The 12,555-nt window shown below is 43.1% G+C and carries 19 protein-coding genes; 2 read left to right on the forward strand and 17 right to left on the reverse strand.

The window, feature by feature from the left end:
- The first annotated feature begins 237 nt into the window (after positions 1-237).
- Together ACKI39_RS08775 and ACKI39_RS08780 are read left to right on the forward strand one after the other, a co-directional pair.
- The gene (locus tag ACKI39_RS08775; protein WP_407399658.1) at positions 238-855 is read left to right on the forward strand and encodes a hypothetical protein; all 618 of its coding nucleotides are present in this window, start codon (positions 238-240) and stop codon (positions 853-855) included.
- Positions 842-2,407 (forward strand): recombinase family protein, encoded by a 1,566-nt coding sequence (locus ACKI39_RS08780; RefSeq protein ID WP_407399660.1) that lies wholly within the window; start codon positions 842-844, stop codon positions 2,405-2,407. Before ACKI39_RS08775 ends, ACKI39_RS08780 begins: the two co-directional genes overlap by 14 nt.
- 169 nt (positions 2,408-2,576) lie before the next feature.
- Here ACKI39_RS08780 and ACKI39_RS08785 read toward each other — a convergent pair whose 3' ends face one another.
- The 17 genes from ACKI39_RS08785 to ACKI39_RS08865 all read right to left on the reverse strand — a co-directional run.
- A complete protein-coding gene (locus ACKI39_RS08785; RefSeq protein WP_407399662.1) occupies positions 2,577-2,819 on the reverse strand; it encodes a hypothetical protein in 243 nt (80 codons plus the stop codon).
- 14 nt (positions 2,820-2,833) lie between these two features.
- Positions 2,834-3,010 carry a CD1375 family protein gene (locus ACKI39_RS08790; RefSeq protein ID WP_407399664.1) on the reverse strand — a complete coding sequence of 59 codons (177 nt, stop codon included), beginning with the start codon at positions 3,008-3,010 and terminating at the stop codon, positions 2,834-2,836.
- Positions 2,997-3,104 (reverse strand): CD1375 family protein, encoded by a 108-nt coding sequence (locus ACKI39_RS08795; RefSeq protein ID WP_407399666.1) that lies wholly within the window; start codon positions 3,102-3,104, stop codon positions 2,997-2,999. Before ACKI39_RS08795 ends, ACKI39_RS08790 begins: the two co-directional genes overlap by 14 nt.
- 17 nt (positions 3,105-3,121) lie before the next feature.
- Positions 3,122-3,304, reverse strand: coding sequence for a hypothetical protein (locus ACKI39_RS08800; protein WP_407399668.1), 183 nt, complete (start codon positions 3,302-3,304; stop codon positions 3,122-3,124).
- Position 3,305: 1 nt separating this feature from the next.
- Complete coding sequence (locus ACKI39_RS08805; protein WP_407399670.1) at positions 3,306-3,989, reverse strand: hypothetical protein; 684 nt, start codon at positions 3,987-3,989, stop codon at positions 3,306-3,308.
- Positions 3,990-4,886, reverse strand: coding sequence for a hypothetical protein (locus ACKI39_RS08810; RefSeq protein ID WP_407399672.1), 897 nt, complete (start codon positions 4,884-4,886; stop codon positions 3,990-3,992).
- Positions 4,873-5,910: a Gp37-like protein gene (locus ACKI39_RS08815; protein ID WP_407399674.1), complete on the reverse strand. Its 1,038-nt coding sequence runs from the start codon at positions 5,908-5,910 to the stop codon at positions 4,873-4,875. Before ACKI39_RS08815 ends, ACKI39_RS08810 begins: the two co-directional genes overlap by 14 nt.
- A complete protein-coding gene (locus tag ACKI39_RS08820; protein ID WP_407399676.1) occupies positions 5,907-6,758 on the reverse strand; it encodes a phage distal tail protein in 852 nt (283 codons plus the stop codon). The genes ACKI39_RS08815 and ACKI39_RS08820 overlap by 4 nt, the downstream gene beginning before the upstream one ends.
- A complete protein-coding gene (locus ACKI39_RS08825) occupies positions 6,758-8,998 on the reverse strand; it encodes a phage tail tape measure protein (protein WP_407399678.1) in 2,241 nt (746 codons plus the stop codon). The genes ACKI39_RS08820 and ACKI39_RS08825 overlap by 1 nt, the downstream gene beginning before the upstream one ends.
- Before the next feature lie 78 nt (positions 8,999-9,076).
- Positions 9,077-9,325, reverse strand: coding sequence for a hypothetical protein (locus ACKI39_RS08830; protein WP_407399680.1), 249 nt, complete (start codon positions 9,323-9,325; stop codon positions 9,077-9,079).
- 65 nt (positions 9,326-9,390) lie between these two features.
- Positions 9,391-9,771, reverse strand: coding sequence for a hypothetical protein (locus ACKI39_RS08835; protein WP_407399682.1), 381 nt, complete (start codon positions 9,769-9,771; stop codon positions 9,391-9,393).
- A gap of 72 nt (positions 9,772-9,843) precedes the next feature.
- Complete coding sequence (locus tag ACKI39_RS08840) at positions 9,844-10,470, reverse strand: hypothetical protein (RefSeq protein WP_407399684.1); 627 nt, start codon at positions 10,468-10,470, stop codon at positions 9,844-9,846.
- Between the two features lies 1 nt (position 10,471).
- Positions 10,472-10,852 carry a hypothetical protein gene (locus ACKI39_RS08845; RefSeq protein ID WP_407399686.1) on the reverse strand — a complete coding sequence of 127 codons (381 nt, stop codon included), beginning with the start codon at positions 10,850-10,852 and terminating at the stop codon, positions 10,472-10,474.
- Entirely contained in the window at positions 10,849-11,349 is a 501-nt protein-coding gene (locus ACKI39_RS08850; protein ID WP_407399688.1) for an HK97 gp10 family phage protein, read from the reverse strand. The genes ACKI39_RS08845 and ACKI39_RS08850 overlap by 4 nt, the downstream gene beginning before the upstream one ends.
- A gap of 1 nt (position 11,350) precedes the next feature.
- Positions 11,351-11,689 (reverse strand): phage head completion protein, encoded by a 339-nt coding sequence (locus ACKI39_RS08855; RefSeq protein ID WP_407399690.1) that lies wholly within the window; start codon positions 11,687-11,689, stop codon positions 11,351-11,353.
- Entirely contained in the window at positions 11,690-12,232 is a 543-nt protein-coding gene (locus tag ACKI39_RS08860) for a hypothetical protein (protein WP_407399692.1), read from the reverse strand. It lies immediately after the preceding gene.
- A gap of 13 nt (positions 12,233-12,245) precedes the next feature.
- The coding region (locus ACKI39_RS08865) for a hypothetical protein (RefSeq protein WP_407399694.1) at positions 12,246-12,555 on the reverse strand (310 nt) is incomplete at its 5' end.

Here is a 12,555-nt window from a genome sequence, read left to right on the forward strand (position 1 = left end):
GTTTTTCATTCCTTTCTTGTTATCAGTTACTATGTTTATTGGAAAACTGCCCAGGATGTTGCCGCATCCCAGGCAGATCAGCAAATCATGTTGACACCCATGCTTTTGTTGCTGACAGTGCGGAATGTATCATTATTTTTTCCTGCTGTCGATATATAAAACTGCAGATATTGGTTGAAAATCTGCGCATAATTGGTGCAAAATTTGCACTTTGATATGAAATAAAGGAAAAATAAAGTGAAATCTGCTATTAATCCGACCATACTTGACCAATTACGGCCTAACATTGATAGATTTTTACCTTCCCTGATCCTGGCAAAGAAGATCCAGGGCAAAACATACCAGTCAATTTCGGATGACACAGGGATCCCCTTGGACACAATTAAACGATTCTTTGCAGGCGATTCAAAAAAACCTGACTTCTTCAATGTTGTCAGCATATGTAAGCACCTGGATGTTTCTGTGGATGGGATTTTTGATATATCCGAATCAGGATCTGGCGCAGATCAGGAGCGGATCCGCAACCTGGAAACGGAAATTGCGGATCTGAAGAAGGATCTGGCTCATGCCGAAAAAATGGAATCCTACAAAGAAAAACAGATTGACAAATTGGAAGCCAGGATTGAAGCCAATAGTAAAAGAATGCTGACACTCGGATCCTTCGTTATGCTTATGGTGTTCGCCCTGGTTGCTTATCTTGTTAAGGATATTAAAACACCAGATGTGGGATATTTTCAGGATACAATATCATTAATCGGAATTGTGATTATCATCCTGGTTGTTGCAGCCATAAGTTTCGCAGGATATATGATCATAAAATACATTAAAAGGAATGGTGTAAATGGCCCAAATTGAAGCGATACCATCAAAGGATATACAAGATACCAGCACCCTTGAAAATCGCAAATACGCGCTGTATTTACGCAAATCCAGGGCAGATCTGGAAGCTGAAGCACTGGGCGAAGGTGAAACCCTGGCCAGGCATAAAGCGATCCTTTACAACCTGGCCGAAAAGCATGGCATACAATCGGATCAGATTGTTGTTTACCAGGAAATTGTTTCTGGCGAATCCATCAGCGAAAGGCCAGAAATGCAAAGATTGCTGAATGATCTTTACCTGAAGAAATACGCAGGTGTTCTTGTTGTCGAAGTTGAAAGACTTGCGCGTGGTAACACTAAGGATCAAGGCGAAGTATCAAATGCATTCCAGTATGGAAACACAAAGATCATAACACCGATGAAAATCTATGATCCAAACGATGATTATGATCAGGAATACTTTGAATTCGGCCTTTTTATGTCCAGAAGGGAATACAAAACCATCACAAGACGGCTTGCGGCAGGAAAAACATCTTCGGTTTCTGAAGGAAACTATATCGGAAGCAGGATTCCATATGGATATTCTGTCGAAAGACTGTCAAAAAAAGACCGAATTCTGAAGATAAATGACCAGGAATCTGCAATTGTTCATATGATTTTTGACTGCTGGACAGAAGAAAACATGAACATTTCCCAGATCGTCAGGCAACTTACTGTAATGGGAATTCCCACGCGCATGGGAAAGGATGAATGGTGTAAGACATCTGTCTGCAGGATCCTGCAGAATGAAACCTACACTGGGAAGGTTGTCTGGAATCAGCGGAAAACTGTCAAAGAATATGATCCTGACACTGGCAAGATCGTCAAGAAACGAATCCCAGCAGAAAGGCAAGTGTATGATGGCAAACATAAGGCGATCATTACCCAGGAACAATATAAAAAGGCCCAGGCTAAGTTTGGAATCCATCCGCCTGCCAAGCTGGACACAGTGATGTTGAATCCGCTTTCAGGCCTGGTTGTATGCCCTAAGTGTGGAAAACATTACATGGCTGCCAAATGGATTGGAAAGGAATCCACCACGATCAAATTAAGGCATGCACAATCAAACTTATGCAGTTCCCCCAGGATAAGTATGCCTGATGTTTTGGATGCCCTTAAAACGGCATTAAAGTGCTATATAAGCGATTTTGAAATCAGTGTGAAAACTGATTATGATCAACAGAAAACGGCCTTCAGGGCCAATCTGAATGCCCTGGAAGCGGAAATGCAGAAGCAGATTGAAAAAAGCAGTAAACTTTTCGATTACTTTGAAGATGGGATTTATTCAAAGGAAGAATTTATTCAAAGAAAGCAGATCATTGCCGAAAGGATCCAGGCCATAAACAATGAGATTGATAACATCAACACATGCATTGACATGCTGCCTAATACAACGGAAAAGATCCGCACACTGCATCAGGCCCTGGATCTGATCGACAATTATGATACAGATGTTCAGGCAGTCAACATCTTCCTGAAATCCTTCATCGACAGGATTGAAATGACTGTGGAAGACGGAACACCAATCCTGGAAGTCTTCTTGAAATAAAAAAATGCAGCCATATTTCTACAGCTGCATTGTTCTTTGGTTTGACTGGTATCATCAACAAAACATCAGTATGTAATGTCTATGATGCCAGTCAGGCCTGTTTCATTATTGTTTATTATTATATCAGGAAACAAAAAAGAAGGGAAGGCCGCAGCCTTCCCTTCTTCAATTACCGATTATTTTCTATTTTATTGAGATCCGCACGAAGATCATCAATCTTAACGAAAGCTGTGGACAGATCCTTTTCCAGCTTATAAGTTCGTTCAACAACATTGTTGTGTTTATCAACTTTCTTCTCAAGCTGTTCGATTCTGTATCCCATGATTGCCTGCGTTTTTGAGTTGCTGATATAAGTGCCGATTAAGGCGCATGCTGCAGTAAAAATACCAACAATAACAGTTGACCACTCCATGTTTTGCGCCTTTCTTATTCAATTATAAGATCTTCACATTCCAAATCGATCAGGATCTGCCTGACTTCCTCTTTAAGTGAAGCAGGAACCTGGGCAAAAGTCTTTTTCCCCTTAACGATTAATGTAGCATAAACAACAGCCATATCACACACCCCTTTCAAAATTTCAAAAAATAGTTTAATTATCTTCATCCAGGATCCTCTGGACTTCTTCCCTGATTGCTTCAGGCACATCTTCAATCGTCTTCTTTCCTTTTCTGATAAGATCAGCATAAATCTTTGCCATGATTTTCACCTCTATATTCATATCATTCCAGAAATCATTTCAAAAACATCGCACAGTGCCATTTGCAAATCCGTGACCTGGGCATTGGCATCTTCAAGATCTGTCTGTGCCTGATCCAGCTGATTTTGCAAATTCGCTGTCCGCTGCTGAACAATCTGCTCGACAATGTTTTGATTAACTTTAAAATGTAATTCGTTCATTTTATGGCCTTTCTTTTGACAACCAAACCTTATATGCTCTGGTTGGATTCGCTCCTGCTTGATTTCCGACATGTATGTAATGCCATCCTGTTACTGCGCTTATATCAATTGTATGCGTGGCTCTGCCTCTTCCGAATGTTTGCACTTCTGTCATTTCTGAAGCAGTGCCATAACCAAAACTACCGCCAGCCGAAGATGTAGTAGCATCATAATATCCATCAAGATTGAGATAATTCCAATTGGTTAGATCAATTGGCCATGCAGTTCTACCTGTGCCGTAATCTGCCCCAATGCTGCCACGCACAACACGAAGATATTCCCTTACTTCAAATGTTGTAGCATTGTTATTCTCCCATCCACCAGTTACATCAGCATATTCATCACCATTATCAAAAACAACACCATTCCATTTGACGATTTCCACTGTGTAATCTGCATAATACGGCACATCTATTTGCCTTAATGTTGAATCGCAAACGATTGAATAAGTTGTTAGCTGTTTCAACTTGAATTCAATGCTCCTTGCAGATGTAAAAACTTTGGTGTAGGTTTCCGTTTCAGCACCTTCACCGATTGCAGTTATTGTAACAGATGCACCAACAAGACTTGTTTCACTTGTTGTGAGTGTAAGAAGGCTATATCTGCTGCCCCCACCACCACCAACATTTGTTCTTCCAATTGCCATTTAATTCACTGCCTTCCATAAAATGATTGTGGGAATCGTTATAGTTTCGGATTCAGGCACATCTGATGCCCATATTGATATGCCACCTGCATAGGCTTCCGCAATCGGCGCATAGATTCCTGACACCGCATCTGCCAGACCGAAGACAACTTCAGGTGTCATTGTCGCCAAAACACCTGTCAGCGGAATCTGCGCTTTATACGGAAAATCTTCATAGGTTGAATCCGAAAGAAATGCAGATTTTGCCACAGATGTGTTTGTAAACTGTAGTCTTTTGAATTCAAATGCAGTTCCTGCATTAAGCTGATTCAGTTCTTCCTCTATTGCAGTTAAAAATGCCTGGAATTGTGCTTGCATAGTTGTGGTGTCAACAGTCAATGATTCTGTGACCAAGCCACAAACAGACGGATCCAGTCTTTCATCCGTAATCATTGAAGGCTGAATGGCAGTTGTTCCAGCTGCAACATTAATCTTAGCTAAGGATATCTGTCGCTTGCTGCTGTTGTTTGTCAGCGCAGGAACAACAGCTGTAGATCCAGGTGTACCCTTTAAAACTTTAATTTCAGGATAATCAACATAGTTTGTTGTGGCCCATTCGACAATGATTCTGTCAATTCTGTTCAGAACACCATCAGCAGAATCAATTGACAGCTGCAGCAATGATCCTGTGATGGTGTTTTCGTCATTCCACCAGACAACCCCATCACCATTGCCATCGGACATCCATCCAACACCATCTGACACTGTTACTGCCATTGTTGGTGTTGCAACTGCTGCAACAGCCGCATTGCCTGCTGCAGCAAACACACCACTTGTGCGGCCATGCAGCCATTTCATGACTTCTTCCGCTCCAATATAGGTGTCTGCGTTATTCGGAAAACTTTTAATACTTGCCATTGATTTTATAAACCCCCAGTGCAGTAAGAATAGGATCGCCCAGGATTATTTCAGTTTTAATTTTGTTGCTGTCCATTTCGTATTTGATGCCTGTTATCCTGGCATTAAACGAAACACCAAAACGCACAGAAACGCAGGAAACAATGTCACCAAGATTATAAATGGATCCCAGTTCGCTGCTGTCGATTGACACAGCAAATGATTGCCTATGGATCCGCTGGCCAAGTTCCATTTGCGCATACGCAATGGCCCTGGCCCTACAATCCGATTCCGATTCGTCTGATTCCTGGAAAACGGATGTATCCAGCCAGATTTCGCGCCTGTCATCAGCAGATGCAACATCACCGACCACTTCAACAAATTCTGTGTCATTCTTCAGGGATCCTTTGACATAGGCGATATTTTTGAAAATTGAATCATCATCATTAATGACCAGTTCCTTCGCTGTTCCCATTTCTTCCGAAAAGACAACTGCATGGATCCCTGATGTTAAATCGCGGCCTTTATAGATCTGGAATGTCCATGACAAGCTGTCAGGATCCCAGATCATTTTCTGCCCCAGGCCTGCTTCATCCAGGAAGGGCAGAATTTCATCCAGGATCTGGCCACCATAAAATATGTTGTTAGTTGCTTCAGTTAAACCTGTAGGTGATGCTGTGGACACCCTGGGCAAGTTGCGCATATTTTCATTAATCAAGTCATAGATGCCTGATTCCAGTGTGGTAACTGTGCGCTTTACAGCAATGGATCGCTTGTTCAGGATCCAGTTTGCTGTGTAACCATTAACAATGATCTGGTTTGCTTCTGTGTCGATTTTTGTGTTTGCAATGATGTAAGTTTCCTGCCTGGACACATCATAGATTATATTTCTGACCTTCAGCGCGTTGATGTTGTAATTATTAACTGGCGCATAAACTATGATTTTTCCAATATCATTGTAATAAATCGACATCTGGACTGATATTGCATGTGTTAATTCATACCTGGTTGCAAAATCCGCAGGATAAATTTCTAATGCTGTCATAATGTTATACCTACGATTTCTGTTGCAAAGCTGATATCTACCTGCAAGTAAGTTCTGCCTTCAGTTGCTTCCGTCTTCAGAACATTGTCACCAACATCCAGGCGGATCAAGTTGCTGTTCAGACTGAGTGCGCCACGGCAGTCACCATCGACTGATGATGTCAAGTATGTCCGTTCATGTGTTATTTCCAGCACAAGCCTTTCACCTGTTACCATGTTTTTGTTGATCTGAATAAATTGGCCTGTTTCCGCATTACTGATTTTCGGATTGCTCAAAGGCCCACGCGCAAACATGGTTGCTGTAAACGGCACAGGAAGCTGGCCGCGATTCTGGACATTCATAAACTGAGTTTCAATGTATGCACCAAATCTGTAATTAGCGCAGATCTTCCAGGGAAATTTGAATTTCTTATCAACACCAGACAGGGCCTGTGACACACTGTCATCCTTCATCCAGTAAGGATACGGCGCAAGGAGTGAAAACTGAAACCTTGCCAGTTCCTTCTTCGGCTCAATGACTGGTGTTGATGTAGGATGTACTTCCAGATAATAATCATCTGCGTATAATCTGCCAGACAAATCAGGCCTGATAACAGACATGATTCTATCTTTATTTTTGGCTTGCTGTTCACCGACCAGATAACCATTAATTGTGACAGGCCGCGGCTGAATGTTTTTGCTTTGTATTGTTGCACCGACCTGGTTAATGCCATTCGCCTGGGAAAGCGAAATGGAAACTGTGTCAATGCCATTCGGTTTGTTGATCAGGAATCCATCGGAATAATTGAATATTATCTGATCCCCATTTTCGTTAACATAGCGGAACAATTTGGAAAGATTGTTATACATTATATTGCCCACCTTATCTGCTCGAAATATGCCGCTGTGACATCAGCGAATTCCACAGGTGTTTGTGGCACTGCAGCAATATTCTGCACGATTGTCATGCCACCAGAGGATCCTGAATCTGATTCGCTTCTGGCTTTGCCTGCACTGGCATCATACTTGTTTCCACCAGCGCGCCAGATTGCCGCTTCCGATGATGTCAGAACAGTTTCGCCCTTATGCAGCAATGCAGGCATGTTATCATATGGCACAAAATCCAACCCTGTTGCGTATTTACCAGGCGGATTTCCGCCATCCCAGTGCCATGTAACAGGAATGTCAATTTTGCCGATATTTGCTTTCAGGGCAGAAACAACCTTTGATGCCATGTTTTTAGCCGCAGAAACTGCACCAGCTGTGCCACTCTGAATTCCTGAAATATAAGAATTGGCAGTGTTTTCCGCTGCAGTTAATGCTTCGCCGCTTTTATCCAGTTCGTCAATTCCCTGGCCAACTGATTCTGCCCAGGATGCAACAGCTGTGTCGAATTCGCCTGATAACAGTGTTAATTGCTCTGCCAGGCCTGACTGTGATTCCGTAACTGCCGCATTCATTTCAACGAAGGATGTAATGATTTGCTGTCCGCCTTCAGTTGTTGCACCACCAGCCTTTTCGACTGCGGAAACAATTGCCTGGGCATATGCTGCACCATCGGATCCATAAGACTGCAGTGCTTCACTCAGGCCACCAAGGCCATAAGTCTTGAGCTGTTCCAGGTTTGCAGCATATGAATTATTAAAATCAATCTGCGACTGCATAGCAGTCATCATTTCGCCAATACTGGTTGTTACATCAGTTGATGCTTTCTGGAATGGCTGAAACCATCCGCTGACATTGGCAAACATCTGTTCATATGCAGCAACAAAATTATCCAGCAATGCTGTCATGGAATCAATCTGTGTCTGCACATTGGCTTCCGCTGATTCTGCAACATCGCCCATTTCTGCCGCAAATTCCGCTTCGGCTGCAGCAGCTTCATCTTCCGCTGCCTTGAGTGTGTTATACTGTTCTTCGGCCTGAGCCAGTGCGATCCGCAGATTGTCATATTCTGTTTGCTGCATATCGCCCCAGAATGCAGGATCTGTTGCTTCCAGTTCTGCGATTCTGTCCTTCAGTTCCTGGATCTTGGCCGCTGCTTCTTCTGATGTGTCTGCCACACCCACAATGCCATCAATTATGTTGTTATGGGCAGCCCAAAGGCCAACAAATGCTGTTGCAAGCAGGCCGACAACACCAGCTGTGGATGTCAGTGCGGCCTTCAGGACAGGAAAGTATTTTATCAAATTGCCAATTGCAGTGCCGACTTTACCGATTCCGATCAGCAAAGGGCCAAGGGCCGCAGCAAATCCTGCAATTGTTACGATGATTTTTTTCGTTGATTCATCCAGGGCGGAAAACTTCGACAGACCTTCATTGATTTTGCTTAATACTTTCGCCACAGCAGGCAGAAGCATTTCGCCAAATTCAGCAGCCAGTTCTTTTACAGATTCCTGGGCCATGCGCAGCTGGTTAGCAGTGCCATCTGATGTCCTGGCAAAGTCACCCTGGGCATTGGTTGTCATGCTCATGACATAAGAATAACGCAGCATAACCAATTCAGCCTGTGACATTTCCGCTGTGGTTTTATTAAAACCATTGGCCATTGCATATGCATCCAGGTTTGTCTGTGTCATGACAATGCCCAGCCGCTTCAGGGATTCGGTTTCACCAGTGAAAACACCATTCAGTGCTGTGGTTACACTGGCAATGTCCATGTTTTTGAATGAAGCCAAATCACCAGCCAGACCGACTAAGGATTTTGACAGTTCCGCTGCTTTGTCAGGTGCGATTCCTAATGATGTAGACATGTCGCCAAAAAGCGCAGCCATATCCAGGGCAGTTCCTTTTGCTATGCCATAAGTCTTTAAGGTTGTGGATGCGAAGTCTTCAACAGTGCCTGCGGAATCGCCAAATGCCACTTCAACTTTGTTCAGAGCTTCCTCTGTATCACTTGCGTATTTAACTGCAGCAACACCAGCAGCTGTAATTGCCAGTGTAACAGGCATAAGTTTTTGGCCTATTTTTGATATTTTATCGCCTGCAGTTATCCATTTATCGCCTATTTTTTGCGCGTTTTCGCTGGCTTTTTCAGTAAAGTCTTTCAGAGCTGATGCAGCCTGTTCGGTTTTCACACCGACCTTAACAAACAGGCCAGCTAAATCCATACCTTCACCTTCTTCCGTAAGGAATCAATTGGTGCTATCACTCAGGATCTGCCTTCAGACCTGGTGCAATTGATCCCATTATTCAGGAATTGGCGCAAAATCACCGATTATGTTAAATGAATCAGCAACAATGCGCTTTAATTTTTCATCAGTCATTGGTGCAGAATCAGCTTTTGCCTTTTCGCTGATTTGCTCCTTAAAATCCTGAAAAGATTTGTCAAACACCTTGTGCAAATAGTATTCCCACAGTGTTTGTTCTTCGGTTTCTTCGTTCAGAATACCGATGAATTCAATGATGAATTCTTCCAGTCTGCATGTTGCCAGCATATTATCGATTAATGACAATGGATCCGAATATCTATGATACAGTAGATCCCAGAATTTGAAGTCATTTAATCGGCTAATTTGGCAACAGCCGCGAAAAAATCCTTGAATTCCTCTTTCTTCAGCAGATCAACAATCATTGATGCAAAAACACCCATCGGAAGATCTGCAATGTCTTTCTTTGTCATGCCTGACATGTTTGCAAGAAATGCAAAGATTTCATTTTCACAATTCGGAAGATGATCAATGATAACCCTGGCAACTTCCATCAGAACAGGCAGGCCGACTGCTGCAGGCTTAGCATTGGTTTTTACTGCATTCATTACAGATTCGGCTTCAAAGCACTGTTTAATATCATTGATTCCGATCTTTGAAATTATTTTCAGCATTGGGAATATGTCTTTTGCTGTTAAGGCCCTTAATTCATAGGGCATTTCGTTTGAATTCATATGCATTTCCTTTCATTTAAAAAATAATAAAATAGCGGAATCGCGCAACAATCAGCGATTCCGCTTTACTTATCAAGTTGTCTGACCTGATCCGCCAGATCCGCCAGATGTTAATGCCTTCGGATAATAGATCTTCCAGGGCAGTTTATCCATGTCACTGGAAGGATCCGCATGGCATTCAAATGTGCAGGATACAATTCCTGCTTCTTTGTTCTTGCCTTCGATTTCAAATCCGCTGGTGCAAAGGGCATTTTCCAGGATTGCAATGATCTTGCGGCCGTCTGTGGTAACACCCACAAAGGCGATATTTGTCCAGTAATCGCCTGTTTCGATTGAAGCCTTGGATTCCACAAGATCATAATTTGTTGAATCTTCGGAAGTGCCATCTTTGCCCATTGTGGCGGCCTTAATCAGACTGGTATTCAGTTCAATGAAGTTGATCTGCATTGTTGCAGTTTCGCCAGTTTTTACTTCCAGGCCCTTGGTTGCAACATTAGCACCATCAATTTCGACCTTTGTCACTTCAGGAACAATCGACAGTTTTGATCCGCCAGAAGTTGCACCAACACAGGATGCTGCAAAGTTCCAGGATCCGCTGGATCCGCTTGTTGTGTAAGTCAGGCCCTTGTGAATTGTGCCAGCACCAAACTGGATGTTGGCAGGTGTTACAGAAGATACACCATTAATGCCTTCTTTCATTTCATTTCACCCCATATTCTTTGATTATAAGATTGACCTGGATCCGCTTCAGTTCTTCTTCCCCTGTGGGAATCATCTGGGATCCAGAAAAAATAATGATAACAGCGGATCCGTCTGCCGCTGTTATAAATTTGCCATTTCTGCTGAAATAGGATTCAATTGATTCTGAATCCGCCTGTAACTCAGACAGTGTTGATCTGGTGAATCCGTTCAGCATGAATGTGTCTTCAGACAGGCCATCTTCACTGTCTGTTTCTCTTGGACTGTTTGATCCAACCCAGTACGGATAAACAATCGGATCTGCAACATATTCCAGCAGGCCGTAATTTAGGCCCAGGGCAGACATACTGTCCGCAATTGCCTTATATCCATTAGATGTCATGATAACACCCCTTCCAAGATGCTTTTCAACCTGTCTTTAAGTTTACTGATGTTTGTATCAACAGCAGTTTGCAGCGCAGGATTCGGATGTTTGCCTTTGGTGTAGTATGCTTCCAGGCCCTTTTCACGCAATATTGCCATTGCCCTTTTTGCTTCTGCCAGTGTGTATGATTTACCAGATCCACCAGTTCCTGAAGATCCACCAGATCCGCCTTTAACAAAAACCCAGTATCCTTTGCGCCCATTGCCTTTTGTGGCAAATTCTCCAGTGCCGAATTCTTCCCAGACCGCATTTTCCAGCGGACTTCCAATCTTTGTTTCCTGGTTGCCCAGATCCACTTTGTAATCCCAGGATCCGCGAAGTTCGCCTTCTGCAACCCTGGAATTGTCCGCTGCTGCGCCTTTGATCAGTTCGCCTGCTTCGTATAACCAGGATTCAACTGCGGAATTGATTGCGCCGATTACTTCAGACGAATAGTCTTCAAACTTAACTTCCATATCACTGGCCGCCTGTGTACTTCAGATATATTTCAATCTGAGCATTCAGTTCCATCGGATTATCAATCAGCACAATATCATAATACTGATTGTTGATAACCATCCTGGAATTTTCTGTGTTGATGCTGGCATTCAGGGCCACATAATCCATGATCCAGACATGTGTGGATTCCTGGATTTTGCTGTCATATGATGTGTATTTTGATTCACCACCTGACAGATCCAGGAATCCTTTCACATTCTGGATGTCTGTCCAAGTCTTCACCTGTTCGCCAATTTCGTTTTTGGTTGCGGATCTGACCTGAATCTTTGCTGTTAAATTTCCACCTATGCCTTTCATTCAGATGCCCCTTCCGAATCTGGCCTTCATATAAGGCCTTAAAAACCCCATAAGGGCCTTCGGATATCCGCCTGTAGTATTATCCCCATCCATGTTGACATATGTCACAGAATGCCTGGAAATGGTTTCTGAAGCAATTCCAACTTTGTCGCGCTTTTCAAGATCCCATTTGATCAGGTTAACAACACCCATTTTGACATCATCAGGATAAACAACCTTGGTAAGCAACACACCTGATTCATCATTCAGATCTTCAGACACTGTGACTGATCCGCTTGAAACGGCAGTCACAGTGTAAAGACCTGTATTCAGATCAGATTCACTTATTTGGATTGTATCGCCCTGCTTGAAAGGATTAGAATTGACCAGCAATTGTTTGCCATCGGCTAATGCGACAGCAACTGCCCTGAATGCCCTTGCCTGGAAATTGTTGTTTGTGATCGCACGGATCATTAATTCAACAGCCTTCAGACGGGCCGTGATCATCGCATCAGTTTCATCTGTTGTGATGAATGTTTTCAATTCAGCAGCAGTCAGTATCATGGTTTATTTCCCCTTATGCTTTGATTCTGGCAAGAACAACCTTGCTGGTGTTGGAAAGTGCTGCGGCATACATCTGATCAACGGAAACCACAGTCTTTCTTGCGCGAGTATCGCGTTCAGCTTCAACATTGGCTTCACGCTTCATGTAGATGGTAATGGCCGCTGCATCATCTTCAGCTTCATCATCATTGTTCAGCTTCAGGATGACATTGTTGTATGACTTTACACTGACGAGAAGCACATAATCATCGGCCTTTGCGGAAGGAAGTGTGGGAAGAACATCGGCCAGATCCACTTCATTGGTTGATGCGCCAGATGCGACA

It is taken from the genome of Treponema sp., from assembly GCF_045641405.1.
Lineage (GTDB): Bacteria > Spirochaetota > Spirochaetia > Treponematales > Treponemataceae > Treponema_D.